The sequence below is a fragment of the Pseudomonas sp. MWU12-3088 genome, assembly GCF_023242405.1.
Taxonomy (GTDB): domain Bacteria; phylum Pseudomonadota; class Gammaproteobacteria; order Pseudomonadales; family Pseudomonadaceae; genus Aquipseudomonas; species Aquipseudomonas kribbensis.
This window is the reverse complement of sequence record NZ_JALJEA010000005.1, coordinates 39,825-63,018: the sequence shown is the minus strand read 5'-3', so window position 1 is coordinate 63,018 and position 23,194 is coordinate 39,825. Positions and strand designations below refer to the sequence as shown.

The following is a 23,194-nucleotide window of genomic DNA, read 5'->3' as shown; positions in this document are numbered from 1 at the left end:
ACGAGGTTTCGCGCGCATGGCCCACTCTTTACGGCATTGGTTTTGCGCGGTCCCTGCCGGTTTCTTGCTGTTGCTGCTCAGTGCTTGTTCGCCGCTGAAAATGCTCAACGGCCTGACACCGGACGGTAGTTACGTCAAAACCGCAGGCATCGCCTATGGAGAGGATCCGCGTCAGAAGCTCGATGTCTATGTGCCGCGCCATCTGCTTGAAAACGCCCCGGTGGTGGTGTTTTTCTATGGCGGCAGCTGGAACAGCGGCGAGCGTGGCGATTACCGGTTTGTCGGCGAGGCGCTGGCCTCCCGGGGCATCGTGACGGTGGTGGCGGACTATCGGTTGTACCCGCAGGTGCGTTATCCGTTGTTTCTCGAGGACGGAGCCCGCGCCGTCGCGTGGACCAAGGCCAACATCCACGAATATTCCGGCAATCCCCGGCGGCTGTACCTGATGGGACACAGTTCCGGGGCCTACAACGCATCGATGCTGGCGCTGGATTCGCGCCTGCTGGGCGCGGTCGGAATGTCCCCCACCGACCTGAGTGGCTGGATCGGCCTGGCCGGGCCTTACGATTTCCTGCCGATCAAGAACCCCGAGGTGCGCCCGGTGTTTTTCTGGCCGGACTCGCCGCCGCAATCGCAGTCGATCCGGCATGTCGGCCACGGCGCGCCACCAGCGCTGCTGATTGCCGCGAGCCGCGACAGTCTGGTTGATCCGATCCGAAATACCGGCGGCCTGGCGCGAACACTGCGCGAGGCCGGCGTGCCGGTACAGGATCTGTACTACGCCCGGCCCAACCACGCGACGCTGGTGGCGACAATGTCTCGGCCATTACGTTGGCTGGCGCCGGTGCTGGATCAGGTTGTCGCCTTCATCCGGCACACGCCGCCTCAGTGAGCGGCACCGGCAAACCAGCCGTCGTTGCGCCGCAACCGCCACGCCAATGTGCCGAGGGTCAGGCTGCGCAGCACCATGAACAGCAGGAAAGATATCCACAGGCCGTGATTGCCCAGCCCGCTCAATGCCCAGGCAATCGGCAGCAGCAGAGCGACCGTCAGCAACATGCCGTTGCGCATTTCCCGGGCGCGAGTGGCGCCGATGAACAGGCCGTCGAGCATGTAGCTCCACACCGCAATCAACGGCAGCACGGCGAGGTAGGGCAGATAGATGAACGCGGTTTCGCGCACGCTCTGAATGTCGGTCTGCATCTCGATGAACAGATGCCCGGCGAACAAAAACAACGCAGCAAAACCCAGGCTCGCCAGCAACGACCAGCCGCCGGCCACTACCAGCGAACGACGCAACGCAAGACGATCGCGAGCGCCGATGGCATGCCCGCACAAGGCCTCGACCGCGTGGGCCAGACCGTCCAGCGCATGGGCGGTCAACAGCAGGCCGTTGAGCAGTAGCGCATTGGCCGCGACCGTAGCGTCACCCAGTCGCGCGCCTTGTACGGTGATCAGGAAAAACACCGATTGCAGCGCCAGACTGCGGATGAAGATGTCGCGGTTGACCCCCAGCAGCGGCCGCCAGCTCTGCCACACCTTCAATGCCGCCCAGACGATTTGCCCGGGGTAAGCGTGCAAGGCCTTGCGGGTGAGCGCCAGGCCGAGCAGGGCGCCGCACCATTCGGCGACCACCGAGGCCCGGGCCGAACCGACCACGCCCCAGTCCAGACCGATGACGAACCACAGGTTCAGCACGATGTTGATCAGGTTGGTCGTCAGCAGAATCGCCAGCGGCGCCCGGGCATTCTGGGTGCCGAGGAACCAGCCGACCAGCGCATAACTGGCCAGCGCCGCCGGTAGGCCGAACAGGCGGGTGTGGAAGAAGTCGCGAGTCAGTTGATTGAGTTCCGGCGACGGTTGCATGAAGTGCAGGGCGACCCCGCTCAGCGGCACGCCCACCGCTCCCAGCAGCAACGCCAGCCCCATCGCCAGCAACAAACCCTGCAGCAGGATTTGCCGCAGCGCCGCACCATCGCTGCGCCCGGCCGCCTGCGCGGCGAACCCGGTGGTGCCCATGCGCAGGAAACCCATGGCCCAGGCCAGCACGGTGTACAGGCTGGCCCCGACCGCCACCGCGCCCAACTGATGGGCGTGAGGCAGGTGACCGATGACGGTGCTGTCGACCAGCGCCACCAGCGGCACGGAAATGTTGGAAAGGATCATGGGGGCGGCGAGGGCCCAGACCCGGCGATGAGTCGGGCGGTCGCGCCAGTCGGCGATCAGGTTGGACATGCGGGCTCCTTGGGGAGCGGCATTGTAGCGGGAGGTGTCAGTGAATGATCCAGCTCAGCAGCCACAGTCCCAGCAGCAGCCAGATGATCCCGGCAATGATCGACGCATTCATGAAGGCGCGGATCGCCGACCACAGCAGCATCAGGCCGACGATCAGCGCGATGATGCTGATGATCGAAGTGTCCATGCCCAGGGCCTTCGCCAGCCCGTCGACGAAGTTGCCGCCGGCATGGCTCAACAGATTGAACAGGCCGCTCAGGCCGTCGACGATGAAACGGATGATCGAGCCGAGCGCCTGGCCCAGCCATTCGAAAAAGCTTTCTACCTGCATGTTTGCATCCTGATGAAAGAGCTGAGCCTTGGGCCGCGCCGGGGGCGGCCGAGTTCCCTGCAAGCATAGAGGGTTTGCCGGGTGGTGGCTGCCCCTTGCCTTCGCGCGGCATCCCCCCGAAGCTATACGCCTTCAGGAGAACCCGATGAACCTTGTTGAACTGACCGAACGCCTGCACGCCATTCGCGACCGCAATGACTGGCGGCAATTTCACAGCCCGAAAAACCTGGCCATGGCCGCCAGCGTGGAAATGTCCGAGCTGGTGGAAATCTTCCAGTGGCTGACCGAAGACCAGTCCCGCGAACTGCCGGCGGACAAGCTGGCCCACGCCGGCCAGGAAGTCGGTGACATCGTCCTCTATCTGTTGCTGCTGTGCAGCGAGCTGGGTCTGGACATGAATGAAGTGGTGCGCAGCAAGCTCGCCGACAGCGAACGGCGGTTCAGCTGATGAGTGACCGTCATTTCGATCAGTTGGCGACCCGTTTCGCCGAAAAGATCTACGGCGGTGCCAAAGGCGCGATCCGCCTCGCGGTGTTGCAGGCCGATCTTGCCGAAGCCTTGCCGGATCGTCCGTTGCGGGTGCTGGACATCGGTGGCGGCCTGGGCCACATGTCGCTGTGGCTGGCCGAGCGCGGGCACGACGTGACCTTTACCGAGCCAGCCGAGCCGATGCTCGAAGGCGCACGCCAGCGCTTTGCCGACGCCGGGCAGACCGCAACGTTCATTCAGGCGCCTTGGCAGGAACTGCTCGGTCAACTCACCGATCCCTATGACGTGGTGATCTGCCACGCCGTGCTCGAATGGCTGGCCGAACCCCACGCGATCCTGCCGGTGCTGCATCAACTGACCAAGCCCGGCGGCTGGCTGTCGCTGGCGTTCTACAACCGTGATGCGCTGGTCTATCGCAACCTGCTAAAAGGCCATTTCAAGAAAATGCGCAGGAACGACATGGCCGGCGAAAAGCAGAGCCTGACCCCGCAGCAGCCGCTCGATCCACGGGAACTGGCCACGCAACTCGAAGGGTTGTGGCAGGTCGAAACCCAGAGCGGGATCCGGGTTTTCCACGATTACATGCCGGTGGAATTCCAGGCCCGTGCCGAGTTGATTGATTTGCTCGAGATGGAGCTCGCCCACCGTCGTCACCCAAGCTTCGCCGGGCTTGGGCGCTACTTGCACTGGATCTGCCGGCCGATCTGATCGGAGCATGAAATGAAAGGTCATTCCGGGTTATTGCTGATCTGTCTGGGGTTGGCCGCGTGCCAGGGCAGCAACCCTTATGTGGCGCAGTCGCGGCCGTTGCCGCCGGCGCCACCGCAAGCCGCAACCACCTTCGACCGCAGCGCATACCCGGCGCCGCCACGGGATTACGGGCGCTACCGCAGTTGGGCGTGGCTCAACGGACGCCTGCCACCCGGCAGTGCCTGGGCGGATTCGGCACAAGTGGCCGAGGCGGTCAGCAGTGCGCTGGACCAGCGCGGCTTGCGACCTCTGCATGACAATCGTCCGGCCGACTTGTTCGTCAGCGCCAACCTGAGTCTGGAAACCCGCTTGCGCCAGGTCCAGGACGATTACGGTTACTACGGCGGATACGGCGGCTATGACCGTTACGGTCGGGGTTACGGGATGTACAACACGGTCCCGATTGTCCGAACCTATCAGGAGCAGGTCGTGGTGGTACGGGTCGATCTGTTTGACGCCGGCACCGGCCAGCCGGTCTGGAGTGCCAGCGCCGAAACCGGCACTCAGGGCAATCAGAGTGACCGGGCCGATGCGATCCGGGAGGCTGTCGAAAAGGCCATGTCGGCGTATCCTCCCAGTTAGCTTCCCGTGAACCGGAAGCTCCCTCAGGTTCATGTTTTCCACCGGAGAAAAACCATGTTCCGCCGTTTTGTTTTACTGGCCATGGCCACGCTGCTCAGTGCCTGCGCCGCCAACCAGGTCAATCATGACTTTGACGCCAGCCGCGACTTTGCCGCCTACCGCAGCTGGAGCTGGAAAGAACCCGCCCTGCAATACCGCCCCGACGACCCACGGATCAAGAGCGACCTGACCGAACAGCGGATTCGCCAGTCCGTCGCCGATCAACTGGATCAGCGCGGCCTGCGCCCGGCCGCTGCGGGCACCAAAGGTGACTTGAATGTGCAGACCTACCTGATCGTCGAGGATCGCCAGCAACAGGTCACCACCAACTATGGCGGTGGTTGGGGTGGCCCGTGGAACGGTTACTGGGGCGCTCCGATGTACAACGAAACCCGCAACATCACCTACAAGGTCGCGACGATCCAGATCGATCTGCTCGACGGCAAGGACGGCAAACTGGTGTGGCGCGGCAGCGACGAGCAGATGCTCAGTCGCACGCCGAATCCGGCGGATCGCAGCAGCGCCATCCATGAAACGGTGACGCGGATTCTGTCGAACTACCCTCCGCGCTGAGCCGGCGCACAAAAACGGGAGCCAATGGCTCCCGTTTTTTATGGAGAAGCGGCTGGCGCGTTGCCAGCAGTGTCGATGCGCCGCGTCTACACTGACATCCACCAATGGAGCTTGCGCCCGGCCGTGTGCCGACAAAGGAGTGCGCCATGTCGCGTCTTTCGCAGTGTCGCGGCCCCGCCCGACAGCGCGGGGCCATCGGTTTGATGGCGGCCGCGACCCTCAGCCTCGCGCTGATCCTGATGTTGCTGGTGGTGGACACCGGCCGTCTGTACATGGAGCAGCGCAAGTTGCAGCGGCTGGTGGATAACGCGGCGCTGGAAGCGGTCAGCCGTGGCGGCAATTGTCTGCCGGGCCTCACGGCGGCCAGTTACGCGGGGCAAAGTGCGACACGCAACGGTTTTGTCACGGACGCAAATAACGTGCTGGTGGTCGACTGCGGCACGCTGATAACGGCCTCCAGCGGTTTGCGCACGTTCAGCGTGGACGCCACCCAGGCGGTGGCGGTCAAGGTCGCGGCCAACCACACAGTGACCACCAGTTTTGCCGGCGGCGTGCAGTCACTTTTCAGTGGCACACCGTTGAGCCTGAACACCGTGCTCTATGCCTCGGCCGTGGCCGCGCAACCCCAGCCCACCGTGGCCCAGCTGAATATCCGCAGCAACCTGGCCAACATCAGCACCGCCCAGTCGAGCATCCTCAACCCGCTGGTCTCCGGCCTGCTGGGCGGCAGTGTGAATCTGACGGCGGTGGGCTGGAACGGCCTGCTCAACACCGACATCAACCTGCTCAGCTATCTGAATCAACTGGCAATCAACCTCAACGTCGCCGCCGGCAATTACACCCAGTTGCTCAATACCCAGACCACCGTGACGCAATTGATCCAGGCCGCGATTACGGTGGTCCAGCTCAATGGCGCAACCGCCGACGTGATTACCGCGCTGGGGCAACTGCAAGTGGCGGCGATCAATGCCGCGCCGCTGAAACTGGGCGATATCCTGCAGCTGCAGACCGGCACCACGGCGGCCGGGCTCGACGCCAATCTGCAACTGCTGCAACTGATCCAGGGCGTGATCCAGCTGGCCAACAGCAACAGCGCGGTGGCCGCCACCCTGCCGATCAGCGTGCTGGGGCTGGCGAATGTCACGGTGCGGGTCAAGGTCATCGAGCCGCCGCAGTTTTCCGCCATCGGCGATCCGGCACTGGCCAAGGCAAACCCCACCGGGCCGAACCGGATTTACGTGCGTACCGCGCAGATCCGCACGATGCTTTCGGTGAATCTGCCGGTGTTGTCTGGGGTGACCGGTTTGACCAACGCCGTGCTGGGACTGGTCGGAACCCTGACCCCGACACTCAATGCGTTGCTCAGTCTGAACCTGGTCGCCACCCTGAATTCGGTGGGTTGCCTGCTCGGCGCCGGTTGCCAGCAATTGGACCCGTTGCTGCTGCCATCGCCGGAAATCGACATCAGCCTCGATGCCGGCGGCGCCATCAGTTACGTCACCGATTACAGCTGCCCCACCGGCAATACCGGGACCAAGAGCCTGACGGCCCATACCATCACCTCCGTTGCCGATCTCAAGGTGGGCAAGATTGATCCGACCAACGCTTTTTCGTCCTCTGCCGAACCGACGGTCACCCCGTTGCCGCTGGTGGATCTGGGCACCGTGACCTGCCACAAGATTCTGGCGATCGGCAGTTGTGACGAAAGCACCCACGTGCAATACGGCGCCGGCGGCATCGCGATCATGGTCAACACCAGCGTGGCGCAGAACACTCAGGATCTGGTGTTTTCCAGCGGCACGCCGTTCCCCACGCCACCCAACCTGAAACAGCCGCCGAGCGTGATTTCCGCTGCGCCTACCAGCAATATCGTTAACAGCCTGGCGAGCACGTTGGCGGGGATCAACCTGATCGTCTACAAACCCCAGGGCAGCAACCCGCTGGGGGCGATCATCACCGGCGTTGCCAGCCTGATCAGCGGTGTCACGACAATTCTGCAACCGCTGATCACCAATCTGGTCAGCCCATTGCTCGACCCGCTGCTGAATAACTTGCTCAACGGGTTGGGAATCAATTTGATGGACGTGGACGTCGGCGCCAACATGACCTGTGGCCAGACCGGCAAGGCGTATCTCGTCATCTAGTCATCGGGGGCGATCGGCAGTTCGATGCAGAACCGTGCGCCTTCCGCCGAATTGCGCACACTCAGATGGCCGCCCATGTTCTCGATGATTCCGTAACTTACCGACAACCCCAGACCGGTGCCGACGCCCACCGGTTTGGTGGTGAAGAACGGTTCGAAAATCCGCTCCAGCAGACGCGGATCAATGCCGCCGCCGTTGTCCTCGACCCACAGCCGCACCTTTTCTTCATCCCGTTCGGCGTAAATCGAAATCCACGGTTTGAAGCCTGACTCGGACTCGCGCTTGCCCAGCAACGCATCCCGGGCATTGACCATCAGGTTGATCAGCACCTGCTCCAGTTGATCGACGTAACCGCGCACCTGGACGACAAAAGCCGTCTCGCTGATGCGCAAGTCGACGCCTTTGCCGCGCATGCCTTCAGCCAGCAACGACAGCGTGCCTTCGATGGCGCTCGCCGGGTTGAACAGTTGCTGTTCGATTTCCGAACGGCGGCCGAACACCCGCATGTGATCCACCACTTTCGCGGCGCGCTGGACCTGGGCGTCGATGCGGTTGAGTTTGTCGGTCAGGTAGTCGATCTGCACATCGCCGTTGCTCAGGCGCTTCTGCACGTTGACGATGGCCATGCGCATGACGTTCAGCGGCTGGTTGATTTCATGGGCCAGGCCTGTGGCCATTTCGCCGAGGGTGGCCATTTTCGCGCTCTGGGTAAGCTGCTGCTGGGAGCGGCGCACTTCGGTGTTGTCGCGGCCAACGGCTTGCACTTCGATCAGTGTCCCGCGCTCATCGAACACGCCGCGATCCGACCACACCCACCACGCATGCTCACGACCCGGCAATTGCAGATTGATTTCGGCGGTGCTGACGGGGGACTCCGGGGTCAACAACGCCAGACGCTCGACGAAGTCTGCGCGTTGTACGTCCGACATCCAGCTGCCCAGATTGACCCCGGGTAAATCTTCGGGCGCGCATTCCAGATACTTCGCCAGCGGCTGGTTGCCGAAGGTCAGGATCAGGTCCGGGCGATAACGGCAGATCATCGCCGGCGAGTCTTCCACCAGAATCCGGTAGCGCTCTTCACTCTGTCTGACCTGTTCGGCGGCCAGCGTCGCTTCAGTGACATCCAGCCACAAGCCGACGGCCTCCACCGGCAGCCCGAGGTCGTTGCGCAGGAGCCGGGCTTCGTCGAGCAGCCAGTGGTAATCGCCGCGACTGTCGCGCAGGCGATAGCGGGCGCGTACCGAACCTTCGCGCAACAACTGCCGGGTGCGTTCGAAATACAGCGCCCGGTCATCCGGGTGGATCCGCTCCACCAACGCACCGGCATCGCAGTCTTCCAGGCTCCAGCCCAGCAACGGCTGCAGACTGGCGCTGAAAAACGCCGGCAGCAATGCGCCTTCGACGTAGTGCTGGACATAGATGACCGCCGGCGAGCTGGCGATCAGGTTGTCCAGTCGCGCATGGGCCGCAGCGGCCAGTTGCTGCTGGTTCTTGATGTCGCTGATGTCCAGCATGAAGCCCGCCAGCCGACGGTGATCGCCGGTGCCGCTGACCTGCCCCTGAAGGCGATACCACGCCGGCGACTGACTGGCGTCGCGAGGATGCAGGCGTACGCACAGATCGAGGATTTCGCCATGCATCTGCAAGGCTTGCAGGCGGCTGCGCACTTCTTCGCGGTCAGCGGGGTGGATCAGGTTCAGCCAGTGTTCCAGGGTCAGCGTCGAGCTGTCCTGTTGCAGGGTGACGGCCAGCGTCGGCGCCAGCTGAATGTGTTCGCCACTGCTGCCGATTTCCCACCAGCCGGTGCCCAGCAATGTCTGCAACGACTCGAGGCGCTCCAGTTGCAGCTGATGCTGCTGCTCACGCAAACGCCCGAGCAACGGCCCCGCCAGTGCGCCGGCCAGCATCAGCCAGTCACGGTCGGTCAGATAGGGCGCGGTCTTGTCGACGGCGTAAAAGCCGCAGAGCAACCACGCCATGACGCCTCGATCGTCGCTGTAGGGCACGGCGAAACCCTCGGCGTTGCCGAACAGCCCCTGCACCCGTGAATGTTCATACTGGCCGTAATGCGCGCCGAGGCGTTGCGGACCGGTGCCATTGAGGCTGTCCAGCGGCGTGCCGAGGCGTTGGCCGTCGTGCCACAGCGCGGGTGCGTCGTGGGCGTGGAACTGGCAGTGAACCTGCCACACCTGTTCCTGCTCATTGAGCAAGGCGAGCGCCACACAGGGGATCTGCCAGCGTTGGGCGATGATCTGCAGTTGATCGCTGACGACCATCGGCAGTCGTCCCAGGCTGCAACTGCGCAACTGCTTGCTGATCTGCCCGGCAATCCCTTGGCACGCCTCGCGCTGATGGGCTTGCTGGCGTTCGGACAAGAGGTCGGCAATGTCGATCAGTTGCAGCAGCCAGCCGTTGCCCAGAGGCTGGGCCCAGCCGCGCAGGTGCAGGGTCTGTTCGCCCAGGCCGGGGAAATCCAGGTCCAGCAGCAGCCCCTGCCATTCCTGTGGCCGGCCTTCGATCGCCAGGGTGCTGTGGGGTAGCAGTAAATCTTGCAGCGGCAACGGTTTGTCATGGGGCATCTGCTGTGCCAGCAACAGACGCAAGGGGCCGGCCATCTGCAACACGGCGCCGTCGCCATCGAGGTACAGGTGCAGGCCCGTCGCGGGGGAACCGAGCACGTCCGGCAGGTCGCCGGCCAGCGGCGCGCGCTTGAGCAGGCGGCCGAACAGATTGTCCCCGGACGTCAAAATTTCAGGCTCGAGCTGGCGGTCAGGTTGGTGGGCAGGCTGGGGACGGCGCCGACGCCCGGCAACACCAGAAACGGAATGACCTGATTGAGTTTGCTGACGGGGTAATTGACGCTGACGGTGAGCGTACCTTGCGTCGTGTCATAGATCGCTGAAGTGTCCACGCCGACCACCACGTTCAGGGCGCTGGGCAGGCCTGAAAACTGCTGGGTCAGGGCGGCGTTGGCGGTGTTGACGACAACTGTCGAGTAGTTGGGTGTCGTGGGATCGACCGCCACGCTGCGACGAACCGCTTCAGCGGTGGCCTGATTGAACGTCTGCATCAGCACGAACGGCAGGGCATAGCTGACCAGGCCGTAAAACACCGCGAAAAAGATCACGAACACCAGGGCGAATTCGATCGCCACCGCGCCTTTTTGCGCCTTCCGAGAGCCGGTTTTCATCCGTGCGTCTACCCTGACAGTCACTGCGTAGTATCAGCATAGAATCATTCAGCCAAAACGGACGGTTTTTACCGGATGCAAAGCCTTGTTCTTCTGATCTGGTTGACCTTGTGTGCGGCCCAGGATGCCCGGCAACGAAGGATCGCCAACGTCATGACGTTGGGCGTTGGCGCCCTGGCACTGGTTTATCTGCTGTATTTCGGAACGACCTGGACGGGGGCTGCAGCGGAGCAGGGCGGCTGGGCCTGTCTGGTGGCGCTGGCGTTCACCCTGCCGGGGTATTTCATGGGACGAATGGGGGCCGGCGATGTGAAATTAATGACAGCCCTCGGTCTTGCGACGGACGGTCTGTCGTTGCTCGGGATTTTTATCGGCGCCGGCGTCGCAAGCGTCGTCTGGATCCTGCTGGCGCCAAGAGTCTGGCTGCATATGAGTCAAAGGCTTAGACATCGTCTTCGATATATGGCGCCATCCATGTCAAAAAAGCTGCCATTTGCGCCGTTCGTGCTGATCGGTTTCCTGCTTGTACTACCTTGGATCCATTAGTCGCCAAACGCCACTAGTCTTATGTACATAGTCGGAAAGTGCGTCTACTTTCAAAGGTACTGGTTATACGGCCAACGGCTGACAGTACAGGAATGGTCAGTTTTGGCCCGGGCATGGAGTGGCACGTGAACAAGCTTACATCTGCGGTAAAAGTCCTCGTTGTCGATGATCAGGCGCTGATCGTCGAGGAACTCTGTGAGTTCCTCGAGAGCAACGGCTATCGCTGTGTCCCCTGCGGGTCCGGCAAAGAGGCCGTCGAGCGTTTTGCCGAGGATCCGGCGATCGGTCTGGTGCTGTGCGATCTGCACATGCCGGACCTCGACGGCATTCAGTTGGTGCAGGAACTGCAGCGACAGGCCGGCAAGGCGCGGGTGTTCGAAGCGATCATGCTCACCGGCCGCGCCGACAAGCAGGATGTGATCAAGGCGTTGCGCGCCGGGATTGCCGACTACTACCAGAAACCGGTCAACCTCGACGAACTGCTCGAAGGCCTGCAGCGTCAGGAGACGGTGCTCCAGGAGCGGCAGAAAACCCTGCAACTGGGGCACTTGAATCAGAAGCTGCAGGACCTGTCGTCGTCCATCGATGATCTGTATCAGGATCTGGACAAGGTGCGCCGCGGGCCGGCTCCCGTCAGTGAGCAGGCATCCGGTGACACCGACGCGCTGGAGATCCCGGCCATCTTCAATCAGTTGTCACCGCGGCAACTGGACGTGGCGCGTCTGGTGGGCAAGGGGCAGACCAATTACCAGATCGCCTGCGAGTTGGGCATCACTGAAAACACCGTCAAGCTTTACGTCTCGCAGGTGCTGCGCCTGACCCACATGCACAACCGCACTCAACTCGCGCTGGCGCTTTCGCCAAGTGCTGCGGCGTTGCGGCAGCGGGTGACCGCGCACTAGTCCGTTGTGCCTGGCCGCCATCGCGCGGCCAGGGACGTCAGTTCTTCCTCTCGATCTTGCCCCCGGCATCGGGGTCATAGAAATCGGGGATGTCATATTTGTATTTCTTCAGCCAGCGCTGCATGGCCAGTTCACGCTCGGTGGCCGTGGCCGCCTGCGGATCGGGAGAGGCGGCCTTGTTGCGGCTTTGCAGCAACAGCCAGCCTTCGGTTTCCTGCTGCTGGGCCGAGGCGGGGCCGGCGTCGATGGCCTGCGCACTCAAGGGCAGGCTCAACAGACCCAGACAGCACAATTTCTTGAAGCGGTTCATGGCGCCTCCTTGAAGGTCACTTGATCGTCGCCGGTTGCGGGTCAGTCGCCACCGCGACCTGATTGCCGGTGGCAGGTTTTGCCTTGATCGGGGACTTGAGTTTTTCCGCCCGCTCCTGAGCGTCGGTGAACTGTTCCGGGGTCAGGTGCGCGCGACTGACGATTTCGGCGGCCTGCTGCCAGTTGTTCTGGTAGATCAGCAAGGTGATCAGGTTCAGCGTCGCCAATTGATTGTTCTGCTTGAGCTCGATGGCCGTGAGGAACTCGAAGCGCGCGTCTTCGAGCCGCAACTGGTTGAGGTACACCACGCCCAGATCGTTGTGGATGTTTTCATTGGTCGGCGCCAGTCGAACGGCCCGTTGCAGATGAGCCTGGGCCTGACCGTTATCGCCACGGGCGGCGTACAGCTGACCCAGACCGTGTTCGGCGTCGGCGCTCAGGCAAGTGCCGAGCAGGCCGCGATACAGGGGTTCGGCTTCGCTGCGCCCCAGCAGACGATAGACCTTGGCCTTGCGCAGACGTACCTCCACGAGGTTGTCGGGCAGGCCCTGCAGGTTGGCCAGGCTGGCGTGCAGCTTGCCGTCATTGGCCAGATCGTCCACCAGATTCAGCGACAGCTCCTGCTCGGCGCTCAGCTTGCTGCAACTGGTGGGCGCCAGCATGGCGGTCCACGGCGCCTGACCATCGGTTGCGCAACCGCCCAGCAGCAACAGGCTTGCCACCACCATCAGTGCTTTCATCAAACGCTCTCCATGTCAGGACGCAAACGCCCGGGTGATTGCGGTAAATCCGGGGCCTGCCAGTACGATCAGCAAGGCCGGAAACAGGAACAGCATCATGACCACCGACATCTTCGCCGACATCTTCGAGATGTATTCCTGCAAGCGCGTCAGGCGTCGGTCATCCAGCAGCTGTTTGAGCGCCAGCAGCGATTTCATCGCGCCGCCGCCCTGTTGAATCAGTTGTTGCAGGATCACGCAGGTGTCGGTGAACTCATCCACCGCCAGCATCACTGCCGCCTTGTTCAGTTCCTGCCCGAGCTCCAGCCCCGAGTCGACGCGGGCGAGGATCAGGCGCAATTCGCTGGTCAGTTCCGGCAGCAGTTTCTGCCCCTCGATGCTCAACACGCGCAGTGCCTGTTCGACCGCCATGCCGGACTCGAACAGGATGCGCAGCAGAGGAATGAACGTCGAAACTTCCACCGAAATGATTTTTTGCCGCCGGGCGGCGGCATACGCCAACAAGCGCTTGGGCAGCAGGTAACCGGTGCCGGTGGCGAACATCGGCACCAGCCAGCCCTTGGGCGCCTGGGGAAAGAACACTTCCTGCAGAAACAAACCGATGCCCAGTGCCAGTAACGGCGTGCCGATCTGGCACGCGGCGAACAGCGAGCGCTCACTGGCGCGGCGCCAGCCGAGACGGTTGAGCAGGGTCTGGGTTTCGCTGTCCATGCTCACCGAACGCTGGCCGAACCGGCTGTTGCCCAGCGCTCGCAACAAAGTGCGCAATTGGTTCTCGCGCACCAGATGGCCCTGCAGGCGCTGGTTGACCTGACGCACCCGGCGACGCTCGGTCAGCAAATGGTTGCCGACCAGCAACAGTGCCCCGAGCAGCATGAGACTGGCCAGGATCACCATCTCAGACACTCCTCAACATGCGCCACAGCGCCAGGCTGCCGATGACCTGCAACACCACCGCGATGATCAGCATGGTCTGGCCGCCGGGGTCTTTCCACATGCCGAGCATGTAACCGGGATTGGTCAGCATGAAGTAGCTGACGATGATCACCGGCAGCGATCCCAGCACCCACGCGGTCAGACGGGTTTCGCCGGTCAGGGCGCGCAGCTGGCGGGCGCCCTGATCGCGTTCGCGGATCAGCTTGATCAGGTTTTCCAGCAGCTCGCTGGCATTGCCGCCGTAGCGGTGATTGACCTTCAGGCCCAGGGCGAACATGCGCAGTTCGTCCTGTTCGTAGAGCTCGGCGAAGTCGCTCACCGCATCTGGCAGGTTCACCCCCAGTTGCACGTTGCGCTGCACGCGGCCCATCGCGGTCTTCAGCGGATCCTCGCTGGAGTCGATGCCACCCAGCACGGCATCGTTCAGGGTGCGCCCGGATTTGAGGCTGCGCACTGTGTGGTCCAGCAACTGCGGCAGTTGCTCGATCATGCGGTTGAGCCGGCGGCGATACAGCCACGCGATGTACAGGCGCAACACCAGGGGTGGCGCCAGCATCATGATCAGCAGGCCGATCCACTCGGCGGTCAGGTAACCCAGCATCATCGCGATGGCCCATAACGCCAGCCACAGTCCCAGACGCTCGCCGGGACGGCCCAGGCCGGCCCGCAGGAACATGCGTTCAAGCCCCGTCCACGTAGTTTTGCCGGGCGCTGTCTGCGGTTGCCCGGCAGCCAGTCGCGTGAGCACCCGTTCGTTGGCGGTCTTGCGCACGCCATGCAGGAACAGGCGAATCGACAGCCCCAGCAGCATCAGGCAAATGACGATGAGAATCACCGGCCCGATCATGACGAAAGCTCCATGCGCTCAGCCCAGGCTCGACTCGTGCCGCAACTTGTCGCCGGCCGGATTGACCGCTTCGCGCAGGAAGCCGAACCCGGTGCGTCGATCGAGGCGGAACAAAGTGTTGGTGACGTAGATGTCTTCGCGCACGCCGACCACTTCCACCACCTCGCTCACGCAGCGGCGGCCGTCGGGCATGCGGGTCAACTGGATGATCATGTCGAGTGCGGCACAGATCATTTGCCGCAACGTGCGCTCGGCCACCGTGCGACCGGTCAGGCCGACCAGGGTTTCCAGACGCAGCAACGCATCCTGGGCATTGTTGGCGTGGACCGTGCTCATCGAACCGTCGTGGCCGGTGTTCATCGCCGTGAGCACGTCGAGCACTTCGACGCCACGGATCTCGCCGAGGATGATCCGGTCCGGGCGCATCCGCAGGGCGTTGCGGATCAGATCGCTGGCCTTGACCTCGCCATGGCCCTCGGCGTTCGGCGGCCGGGTTTCCAGGCGCACCACGTGCGGGTGGCCGAGTTGCAGTTCGGCGACGTCCTCGATGGTCACCAGCCGTTCATGGGGGTTGATCAACTGACTGAGAATGTTCAGCAACGTAGTCTTGCCGGTACCGGTGCCGCCGCTGATCAGGATGTTGCAGCGTTTGCCCACGGCCTCCTGGAAGCAATCGAAGATCGCCAGGTCGATGGTCTGCATGGCGATCAGGTCGCTGCTCTTGAGCATGTCCTTGCGGAATTTCCGGATCGACAGACACGGCCCGTCGAGGGCAATCGGCGGGATGATTGCGTTGACCCGGCTGCCGTCGGGCAGGCGCGCATCGACCATCGGCGAAGACTCGTCGAGCCTTCGCCCGAGCGGCGCGAGAATGCGCTGCATGACCCGTTCGACGTGATGGGCATCGATGAAGCGCAGGTCGCTCTGGTGCAGCACGCCGTCACGCTCGATGAACACCCGGTGCGGGCCGTTGACCAGGATCTCGGTCACGGCGCTGTCGCGCAGCAACACTTCCAGGGGGCCGAAACCGGTCAGCTCATCGACGATTTCTTCCGCCAGCCGCTCCATCTCGTAACGGGAAATCGCCAGGTGCAGACGGGCGATGTATTCGGCGACCTTGTCGGTGACGAATTGCGCCAGCAACTGCCGCGAACCTTCCAGCAGGTTTTTCCCCGACTCTTCGATGGCATCGATGATGTAGCGATGCAGGACCAGTTTCAGGCCTTCGTGGTCGGTGTTGCCCGACTGACCGCGAGCCGGGGCGCCGAAGAGTTTTTCCGGGCTCATGAGCTGCCCCGCAACCGGTCGAACCAGGTGACCTTGGGTTTGGCCAGGCCTTCGGAGCGTTTGGCCAGTCGTTCGCCAAGCGCCCGCAGGCTCTGGGTGAGTTTTTCCCGGGGGGCCAGTTCGAACAGGCTGACGCCCTGGTTCTTGGCATTCAGGCGCAGCTCCGGGCTCAGTGCCAGCACGGCGATCACTTCCAGATTGAAGGTCTTGCCGAGGGTGTCCGCATCCGGCGCGACGTTGCTCAGATAGCGGTCGACCAACAGCCGTCCGTGATCGAGCTTCATGCCTTTTTCCCGCCACAGGTTGAACATTGCCAGATTGCGCCGGCAATTGAGGACGTTCTGGTCGGTGTACCAGATCAGCTTGTCGCAATGGCTGACAAAGGTGCGCAGGGCTTCGCTGTCAGGCTGGCCGGTGAGGTTCACGACAATGTGCTGGAAGTGCTGGCGCAAGGCACTGAGCAACATGTACAGCTCGGCAGCGCTGGTGCTTTCCAGCGGCTCGTCATTGTCGGCGTACGCGAGAATCCGCAGCCCGGATTCGGCGCTGGTGAAGGCGCTGTCGATCAACGTCGCATCGAGCCTGCGCAAGTGGCGCAAGGCATCGCCGAAGTGGAACGAGCTCTCCAGCCCCAGCAGCGCCAGACTGTCGCCACGGGGCAGGCCAAGGTCCAGCAGCAGCGTCTGTTGCCCGCTCTTTTGCACCACCAGCGCCATATGGTTGGACAACAGCGCGCCGTCGGAACTGCTCTGCACGCCGTACAGGACCGTCAGGCCACCCAGTTGCGTGTTGTGGGTCACCGGCGGCATGCGTTTGCTCAGGCGGCGCACCAGCCCCGCGACTTCGCTGGAGCGCGAACCGTAGGCGACAAAATCCCGTGCCCCGGCGCGCATGGCGTTGAGTACCAACTGATTGTCCATGCCGTCGCCGAGGGCGACGATTGCCAGCATCGGCTTGGCCTCCAGCGCGCCTTCGATCAGCGCGCTCTGGGCTACTACGTGTTCTCGGTCGAGGCCGACGAACACCAGGCTGGCGAAGGTGACATCCACCAGCGCGAGCAATTCATCGAGGCTGCCGGTACCGGCGCTGACCACTTGCCCCAGCGGCGCGAGCGCGCTTTGCAGCCACTCCAGATCGGTGCTGTTGCGGGTGATGGCGAGAAAGGTCTGGCTCAGGCTCTGGCTCATTGGGACAACCCGCTGCGCTTGTCGAAGTTGCCGTTTTCCATAAAGAACATGCGATAGAAGTTCGGGTCGTAGTTGCGCAGTTTTTCTCCCGGCAGCGACGGCAGTTGCGCTTCCGCCGACAGTGGACGCACCAGATGCGGGGTGACGATCATCAACAGTTCACGCTCTTCGCGCTTGATCTGCGAGCTTTTGAAAAACGCCCCGAGCACCGGGATATCGCCCAGCCCCGGAAACTTGTCGACCTGGGAGCTGTTGGTGGTGCTGATCAAGCCGCTGATGACAAAGCTCTCGCCATCGGCCAGGGAGATGCTGGTGTCGGTGCGGCGGATGGTCAGGGCCGGCACCGTGGTGCCGGCGATCTGCACCGCATTGCTGAAGTCCAGCTCGCTGACTTCCGGCGCGACCTTCAGGGCGATGCGGTCGTGGCTGATGATGGTCGGCGTCAGGGTCAGGCGGATGCCGAACTCCTTGTATTCGATGGACACGCTGTCGCTGCCGGAGCTGGGGACCGGAATCGGGATCTGGCCACCGGCAAGGAAACTTGCGCTCTGCCCGTTCAGCGCCACCAGGCTGGGCCGCGCCAGGGTGTAGGCGAAGCCGCTGCCTTCAAGGGCGTTGATGATCGCCATGGTGTTGCCGCCGATCCACGAGAAGTTGAACAGCGAGTTGTCCACCGGCAGTCGCGGCTGCGGCACGCCATCGATGGGCGGCAGCGTCCCGGGGGAGCCGAACAGGAAGTTGCCGCGGGTGCCGATCAGCTTGGCCGAGGCCTGCTTGAGTTTGGTGCGGCTGACTTCAACGAAACGAATGTCGGTCTGTACCTGCGAAGGCAGCTGCGCGTCATCTGAAGGCAACGGGCCGGCGCCGGTGAGAGCGTTCGTGGCAGCACCCTGGACAAATACCATGCTCTGGCGCGGCTCGCTGGAGCAGCCGGTCCAGACCATCAGACTGGTGGCGCCGGGGGCTACGCCCGTGAGCAGGAACGACGAGTTGCCGGTGGCGTGCACGTCGGCGATTTTCGGATCGCCGATAGCCAGACGGGTGATTGCCACCGGCGATTGCAGATCCTTTTGCCAGCCTTCATTGACTTCGATTACCGGCGGCAAACGGCTCAGGGCCGAGCAGTTGCCGGTGGCCGCCTGGGCGGCATTGATCGACAGTCCCGTCAACAGCAAGGCCCGGAGCAGGGGATTGAAGGTCGGCCAGAAACGACTCTGCATGCACTTGGATCCTTGCTCTGTCATGGGTTCTGTTGGGTGATCTGATTGCCGCGAATCACTTCCACCGCCGGACGCGTTGCACCGCTGTGCTCGCCGCTGGACGGGACTTTCGGCGCAGCGCCCAGCGCAAGCTGGGTGAACTGGAAGAGTTGGCTGTTGGCGGCCACCAGTTTGTCCGGTGCCTGGTTTTCGCCGGCCCAGTATTTGGCCAGGCGCTGTTCCTCACTGCTGCGCACGGCCAGGCGCAAGGTGCCGACCTGGGTGGCGAGCATCATCCGGCTCAGCAGTTGTTCCGGCACCGCCAGCACCACGGTGCGCGCGGTGATCCGGCGTTGATCCTGTTTGAGCTTGTCGTCGGCGCTCAGCGCAGGCGTGGCCGGCTGACCGTCGTTGGTCAGACCGTATTGTTCGCCGACGCCGAGTACGCGCATCGCCGGCACCACAATCTGCGCCGACTGTTGCGGGTTGCTGGCGTCCTGGCGCAGGTAGAGCAACACATCGACGTAATCGCCGGGCATCAGTTGCCCGGCGGCACCGATGACTTCATCCACCGACACCGCCAGTGCGCGCTCGTCGCTGTGGATCATGCGCGCCAGCGCGCCGCCGGCTTCGAAGCTTTCAGCGTTGAGCCAGGTGCCGGCACTCAGGTGACGCCACGGTGTGCGGCCCACGGCCTGGTCAATTTCACTCAGGCTGCCGGCGGGGGCGCTGCGCAGTTTTTCGATGGCCAGGTCGGCGGCGGTGAGGGGGGTGAATGGCGGGGCATCATGCACCAGCACCACCACAGGCTGGCGGGTCTGGTCTTCGGCGGCGGCGACGGTCTTTTCCACTGTGACCACTGCCGGCGCGGGTGCCTCGGCAACCGGCGCCGGTTGCCGGCTGAGCACCAGGCCCCAGTAGCCGACAACGATGGCCCCCAGCAGAAGCACGGCGGCAAGACCCATGGTGACACGACTGTTCATGACGGCTCTCCCTTTCCTGCTGCACTACCAGCCCGCACTTCCAACCAAGGGAACATCGCAATCAGGCAGCTATGAACATCCAACTATTTCGCTATTTCCACGCTAGCTGAAACAAGCCAAAACGCCATTACTGGCCGGCAAATAACCTACGAAAGTATGAGTGTTGGCCAATTAGCAGTCGAAATCCGGGGAACGACGAAGCGGTTAATCCTTTGTGATTAATCCGTTCTTACAGTTGTTGACGGGGGCTTTGTTGACAATGCTCAGATAGCACGGTGGAAGCTTTGCCGCTGTCGCGACATCGGCGCCATGGGCGCAAAGGAGTGGACGTATGATTCTCGATTATCTGTTGGCCAGGGCCCGTTTGTTTTTCAAGAGTGAGGAAGGGGCTTCGGCTATCGAGTACGCGATCGTGGTGGCGATGGTGGCGGTGGTGGTCGTGGTGTTCGTGACGCCAATGGGCACCAAGGTCTTCAATATTTTCAGCGCGATCCTGACCTCGCTCGGCGGCACTGCCCCGACCAAGCCCGGCATTCCTTGACCGGACGCTCTCTCCCTCTGTCGATGCCTGTCTGCTTCCGAGCAGGAGCGTTCAGGCATTGCCCCGATCATTGGCTTTCCGGTGCCCGGAAAATCCCGGGCATGAAGGAGAATGTCCATGCTCTTCGAATACCTGATGATGCGTGCCCGGTCGCTCCTGGCAAGCACTGAAGCCGCGTCGGCCATCGAGTACGCAATTGTGGTGGCAATGGTTGCCATTGTGGTTGTGGTGTTCGTGACGCCGGTAGGCGCCAAGGTGCTGGCGATCTTCAACAACATCCTCGTGGCCCTTGGCGGTACGGCACAGACTGCGCCGACGCAGTTGCCCTGACTCGATGGGTGGCAAATCTCGCACTACACTCGGTTCCACCTTCAGCTTCTCAGGGATTGACCAATGACTGCTTCTTCACTGCCCCGCCAACAGTTGCTTCTGGTTGACGATGAAGAGGACGCATTGCTGGAGTTGGCGGAGTTGCTGGAGGGCGAGGGCTTCGTCTGTCATACCGCGACCTCGGTGAAGCTCGCCCTGCATCATCTGACCCGCCATCCCGACATCGCCCTGGTGATCACCGACCTGCGCATGCCCGAAGAGAGCGGCATGTCGCTGATCAAACGCCTGCGCGAACACACCTCGCGCCAGCACCTGCCGGTGATCGTGACGTCGGGGCATGCGGACATGGAAGACGTCAGCGACATGCTGCGCCTGCAGGTGCTCGACCTGTTCCGCAAGCCGATCTATCACGTGCGGCTGCTGGAAACCCTGGACAATCTTTTCCCCAAGCCGAAGGCCAACGTTTCCTGAGCGTTGTCCTGGCTCGTTCCAGTGCCAGACTTATGACGCCGTTCATTTGACATTTTGATGGTGTCTAAATGATGGCTCGTGTACATTCGCCGCGCCCAGACCAGACGCCCTGGTGGGTTCGGTAGGGATGCCTGAATGAATGTATGAACCCTGCTGAAACTGTTTTTCATGTTTTGGAAGGGAATCTCGTTTGAATACTGCTCGCTTGCGCCACTCGCTCCTGGCGCTTTCCATCACTACAGCCACGCTGCACACCTCCGTTGTTACCGCCGCCGGCGCCAGTCTGAACTACGACCTGAGCGGCGGGCCGTTGAACAGCAACCTGCAGAACTACGGGCTGGTCGATTTGAACGGCAACGGGACCATCGCCCCCGGTTCGCCGTCGACCTTGACCTATGGTGCACAGTTCACGGGACTGGCGGCCGACCAGTTGCGCAATAACGGCACTATCCGCATAGACGGGGCCAATCATGGCATGGGCATCTCGCTGTCCACTGCCGGGGCAGTGCCGAGCAAAATCAAGTACAGCCTGATCAACCAGGGTTCGATCATCGTCAACGGGCTACCGGGGTCAGGGAGCTCCGTCGGTATTTCCGATATTGGCAGTACGCTGGGTGAAAGCCTGGTCAACTCCGGCAGTATCGACGTTTCCGGCGCGAGTGCCAGTGGCGTGATGATGGTGCACACCGCCATGGGCGGACTGAGCAACAGTGGCACAATCAGTGCCAGTGGCACTGATGCCTTGGGGATTCTGCTGGACGGGGCGAGTCTGAGTGGCTCCGTCAGCAACACCGGCACCATTCGCGCCAGTGGTTCCGATGCCGAAGCACTGGTGTTCGAAGGGGCGACCTCCAGCGGTCCTGCCGGCAGCTTCAATCTGGTGAACTACGGCACGATCGTCGGTGAGTCCACGGGTGTTCACATCAGCGGTCAGGCTGTCGGCGTTCCATTGACGATCTATCAGGGGAACGGGTTGATTGAAGGGGGCCGCGCGGCGATTCAGGTCGACGACGGAGTCACGTACTTCAAGTTCTATGGCGGTGCAGTCAAAGGTGACTTGCTGGGACTGGCGGGTGTCAGCATCGACGGTGATGCAACCTTCGACGGCTCGACCATCAAGTCCGGCTACGTCACCATCGAGGAAGGCACGCTGACCCTGATGAAGCCGCACACCACGATCATCGGCGACTTCGACATGGAAGAACCCAACTCGGTGCTGGAGATGTATCTGGGCAACGACACCAACCCGGCGTTGCCGGTGCTGAAAGTCACCGGTACCACCGATATCGCACCAGGCGCGACATTGCGTCTGCTGGCGCGCTCCAGTGATTTCCGCGTGACCCCGGGCGGCACGAAATACACCCTGATCAGCTCGGGCAATCTGATCGGCGGCAACAACCTGACCGTGACCTCCACCTCCGCGTTGCTGGACGTGAAAAGTTTCGGCGTCGTGGGCAACGACATCACGTCGGTGGTGACGAACAAGTCCGAAGAGGTGTTGGCGCAAAACACCCTCGTGGCAGGCGGCAGTCGCAACGCGGCCACGGCAGTGGGCCGGGTGTCGGGTCTGCTGTCCCGGCTCGACGAGCAGGATCCGGTGTTCCAGGCATTCGCCAACGCCAGTAGCGACGCACAACTGGCGCGGCTGTCCGAAACCCTCAGTCCCGATGTCAGCCGTGGGGTGATTCATGCCGCCACCAACAGCCAGACGCTGGTTTCAGGTGTGATCAACGAGCGCTCCAGTCGCGCCCGCGATACGGCAGCTTCGATGGAAAAAGGCGTCTGGCTGCAAGCGTTGAACAGCGACGCCAGCCAGGATCAGCGTCGCGGTGTCAGCGGTTATGACGCCGACAGCCATGGTATCGCCGTCGGCGCCGATGGCCAGTTGAATGCCGACATGGCGGTCGGTCTGGCGTACAGCTACCTCGACACCGACGTGAAATCCGATCGCGGCAACAAGACCAGGGTCACCGGGCATGCCCTGACCCTGTACGGCAACTGGACCCACGACAACTGGTTCGCCGATACGTCGCTGATGTACGGCTGGAATGACAACGAATCAAAGCGCTACATCGCCGGTACCCGGGCCAAGGGTGACTACGACAGCAATGTGTTCGGTGTCGGCGCGCTGGCCGGTTACACCGTGCGCCTGATGCCGGACGTGGTGCTTGAGCCGCAGGTCGGCGCGCGTTACGCCAATGTGAGCATGGACAGCTATCGCGAGAAGGGCAGTTCGGCCTCGCTGAATGTCGGCAGCCAACGCTACGAAGTGGGTGAAGTCGGTGCCGGCGCGCGCCTGGCCGCAGCGTTCGCCATGGGCTCGGGCAGCCTCGAACCGGAAGCGAAACTCATGGCCTGGCATGACGTCATTGGTGACAGGACCGCGACCACTTCCTCGTTCGTGCTGGGCGGTGATTCCTTCACCAGCCGGGGCACGACACCGGTTCGCGACAGCTATGAGCTGGGTCTGGGCGCCAACTATCGCATGGGCCCGTGGAGTGTCGGCGGGTCGTACAACTACGTGACCGCCAGCGGGTTCAACGCTGACGGTTTCACCGCAAAAGTGCGTTACGCCTTCTGACC

General features: G+C 62.6%; 24 protein-coding genes. 12 read left to right on the top strand and 12 right to left on the bottom strand.

Features of this window, described 5'->3' with window-relative positions; translation table 11 throughout:
- Window positions 1-16 precede the first annotated feature (16 nt).
- A complete protein-coding gene (locus M5B98_RS14120; RefSeq protein WP_248743015.1) occupies window positions 17-892 on the top strand; it encodes an alpha/beta hydrolase in 876 nt (291 codons plus the stop codon).
- Here the strand turns inward: M5B98_RS14120 and M5B98_RS14115 are convergent.
- Complete coding sequence (locus tag M5B98_RS14115; RefSeq protein ID WP_248743014.1) at window positions 886-2,235, bottom strand: MATE family efflux transporter; 1,350 nt, start codon at window positions 2,233-2,235, stop codon at window positions 886-888. The genes M5B98_RS14120 and M5B98_RS14115 overlap by 7 nt on opposite strands.
- 37 nt (window positions 2,236-2,272) lie before the next feature.
- On the bottom strand, window positions 2,273-2,566 hold the full coding sequence (locus M5B98_RS14110) for a hypothetical protein (protein WP_248738457.1): 294 nt from the start codon (window positions 2,564-2,566) through the stop codon (window positions 2,273-2,275).
- 145 nt (window positions 2,567-2,711) lie between these two features.
- Between M5B98_RS14110 and M5B98_RS14105 the strand changes: the two genes are divergently transcribed.
- The 5 genes from M5B98_RS14105 (at window position 2,712) to M5B98_RS14085 (ending at window position 7,143) form a co-directional block, all read left to right on the top strand.
- The gene (locus tag M5B98_RS14105; protein ID WP_011332275.1) at window positions 2,712-3,014 is read left to right on the top strand and encodes a MazG-like family protein; all 303 of its coding nucleotides are present in this window, start codon (window positions 2,712-2,714) and stop codon (window positions 3,012-3,014) included.
- Window positions 3,014-3,763 (top strand): methyltransferase domain-containing protein, encoded by a 750-nt coding sequence (locus M5B98_RS14100; protein WP_248743013.1) that lies wholly within the window; start codon window positions 3,014-3,016, stop codon window positions 3,761-3,763. The genes M5B98_RS14105 and M5B98_RS14100 overlap by 1 nt, the downstream gene beginning before the upstream one ends.
- A 12-nt stretch (window positions 3,764-3,775) precedes the next feature.
- Window positions 3,776-4,387, top strand: a complete 612-nt coding sequence (locus M5B98_RS14095) for a DUF4136 domain-containing protein (protein WP_085732749.1) — start codon at window positions 3,776-3,778, stop codon at window positions 4,385-4,387.
- 54 nt (window positions 4,388-4,441) lie between these two features.
- Window positions 4,442-4,999 (top strand): DUF4136 domain-containing protein, encoded by a 558-nt coding sequence (locus M5B98_RS14090; protein WP_248743012.1) that lies wholly within the window; start codon window positions 4,442-4,444, stop codon window positions 4,997-4,999.
- A 146-nt stretch (window positions 5,000-5,145) separates the two neighbouring features.
- The gene (locus tag M5B98_RS14085) at window positions 5,146-7,143 is read left to right on the top strand and encodes a pilus assembly protein TadG-related protein (RefSeq protein WP_248743011.1); all 1,998 of its coding nucleotides are present in this window, start codon (window positions 5,146-5,148) and stop codon (window positions 7,141-7,143) included.
- Here the strand turns inward: M5B98_RS14085 and M5B98_RS14080 are convergent.
- Together M5B98_RS14080 and M5B98_RS14075 are read right to left on the bottom strand one after the other, a co-directional pair.
- On the bottom strand, window positions 7,140-9,890 hold the full coding sequence (locus M5B98_RS14080) for an ATP-binding protein (protein ID WP_248743010.1): 2,751 nt from the start codon (window positions 9,888-9,890) through the stop codon (window positions 7,140-7,142). The two genes, M5B98_RS14085 and M5B98_RS14080, sit on opposite strands and share 4 nt — an antisense overlap.
- Window positions 9,887-10,333 (bottom strand): TadE/TadG family type IV pilus assembly protein, encoded by a 447-nt coding sequence (locus M5B98_RS14075; protein WP_119429367.1) that lies wholly within the window; start codon window positions 10,331-10,333, stop codon window positions 9,887-9,889. The genes M5B98_RS14080 and M5B98_RS14075 overlap by 4 nt, the downstream gene beginning before the upstream one ends.
- 75 nt (window positions 10,334-10,408) lie before the next feature.
- Between M5B98_RS14075 and M5B98_RS14070 the strand changes: the two genes are divergently transcribed.
- Together M5B98_RS14070 and M5B98_RS14065 are read left to right on the top strand one after the other, a co-directional pair.
- Window positions 10,409-10,879: a prepilin peptidase gene (locus tag M5B98_RS14070; RefSeq protein WP_248743009.1), complete on the top strand. Its 471-nt coding sequence runs from the start codon at window positions 10,409-10,411 to the stop codon at window positions 10,877-10,879.
- 125 nt (window positions 10,880-11,004) lie between these two features.
- Window positions 11,005-11,781 (top strand): response regulator transcription factor, encoded by a 777-nt coding sequence (locus M5B98_RS14065; protein WP_318654179.1) that lies wholly within the window; start codon window positions 11,005-11,007, stop codon window positions 11,779-11,781.
- Window positions 11,782-11,818: 37 nt separating this feature from the next.
- On the opposite strand, the gene M5B98_RS14060 is transcribed toward M5B98_RS14065, so the two are convergent.
- Genes M5B98_RS14060 through cpaB form a run of 8 tightly spaced genes read right to left on the bottom strand, consistent with a single transcriptional unit; the run spans window position 11,819 to window position 19,269 of the window.
- Window positions 11,819-12,091, bottom strand: coding sequence for a DUF3613 domain-containing protein (locus M5B98_RS14060; RefSeq protein ID WP_248743007.1), 273 nt, complete (start codon window positions 12,089-12,091; stop codon window positions 11,819-11,821).
- Window positions 12,092-12,107: 16 nt separating this feature from the next.
- Window positions 12,108-12,830 carry a tetratricopeptide repeat protein gene (locus M5B98_RS14055; RefSeq protein WP_114881292.1) on the bottom strand — a complete coding sequence of 241 codons (723 nt, stop codon included), beginning with the start codon at window positions 12,828-12,830 and terminating at the stop codon, window positions 12,108-12,110.
- 15 nt (window positions 12,831-12,845) lie between these two features.
- Window positions 12,846-13,727 carry a type II secretion system F family protein gene (locus M5B98_RS14050; protein WP_248743006.1) on the bottom strand — a complete coding sequence of 294 codons (882 nt, stop codon included), beginning with the start codon at window positions 13,725-13,727 and terminating at the stop codon, window positions 12,846-12,848.
- A gap of 1 nt (window position 13,728) precedes the next feature.
- On the bottom strand, window positions 13,729-14,613 hold the full coding sequence (locus M5B98_RS14045; protein WP_248743005.1) for a type II secretion system F family protein: 885 nt from the start codon (window positions 14,611-14,613) through the stop codon (window positions 13,729-13,731).
- Window positions 14,614-14,631: 18 nt separating this feature from the next.
- Window positions 14,632-15,900, bottom strand: coding sequence for a CpaF family protein (locus tag M5B98_RS14040; RefSeq protein ID WP_085711253.1), 1,269 nt, complete (start codon window positions 15,898-15,900; stop codon window positions 14,632-14,634).
- Window positions 15,897-17,087 carry an AAA family ATPase gene (locus M5B98_RS14035; RefSeq protein ID WP_114881295.1) on the bottom strand — a complete coding sequence of 397 codons (1,191 nt, stop codon included), beginning with the start codon at window positions 17,085-17,087 and terminating at the stop codon, window positions 15,897-15,899. The genes M5B98_RS14040 and M5B98_RS14035 overlap by 4 nt, the downstream gene beginning before the upstream one ends.
- Window positions 17,084-18,307 (bottom strand): type II and III secretion system protein family protein, encoded by a 1,224-nt coding sequence (locus M5B98_RS14030; protein ID WP_114881296.1) that lies wholly within the window; start codon window positions 18,305-18,307, stop codon window positions 17,084-17,086. Before M5B98_RS14030 ends, M5B98_RS14035 begins: the two co-directional genes overlap by 4 nt.
- A gap of 20 nt (window positions 18,308-18,327) precedes the next feature.
- The gene (gene cpaB / locus M5B98_RS14025; protein WP_248743004.1) at window positions 18,328-19,269 is read right to left on the bottom strand and encodes a Flp pilus assembly protein CpaB; all 942 of its coding nucleotides are present in this window, start codon (window positions 19,267-19,269) and stop codon (window positions 18,328-18,330) included.
- A 331-nt stretch (window positions 19,270-19,600) separates the two neighbouring features.
- Here cpaB and M5B98_RS14020 point away from each other — a divergent pair, with 331 nt between their 5' ends.
- The 4 genes from M5B98_RS14020 (at window position 19,601) to M5B98_RS14005 (ending at window position 23,192) form a co-directional block, all read left to right on the top strand.
- On the top strand, window positions 19,601-19,810 hold the full coding sequence (locus M5B98_RS14020; RefSeq protein WP_085711257.1) for a Flp family type IVb pilin: 210 nt from the start codon (window positions 19,601-19,603) through the stop codon (window positions 19,808-19,810).
- Window positions 19,811-19,927: 117 nt separating this feature from the next.
- Window positions 19,928-20,140 carry a Flp family type IVb pilin gene (locus M5B98_RS14015; protein WP_248743003.1) on the top strand — a complete coding sequence of 71 codons (213 nt, stop codon included), beginning with the start codon at window positions 19,928-19,930 and terminating at the stop codon, window positions 20,138-20,140.
- A gap of 63 nt (window positions 20,141-20,203) precedes the next feature.
- Complete coding sequence (locus tag M5B98_RS14010) at window positions 20,204-20,611, top strand: response regulator (RefSeq protein WP_248738445.1); 408 nt, start codon at window positions 20,204-20,206, stop codon at window positions 20,609-20,611.
- A 190-nt stretch (window positions 20,612-20,801) separates the two neighbouring features.
- Window positions 20,802-23,192 (top strand): autotransporter outer membrane beta-barrel domain-containing protein, encoded by a 2,391-nt coding sequence (locus M5B98_RS14005; protein WP_248743002.1) that lies wholly within the window; start codon window positions 20,802-20,804, stop codon window positions 23,190-23,192.
- Window positions 23,193-23,194 lie beyond the last annotated feature (2 nt).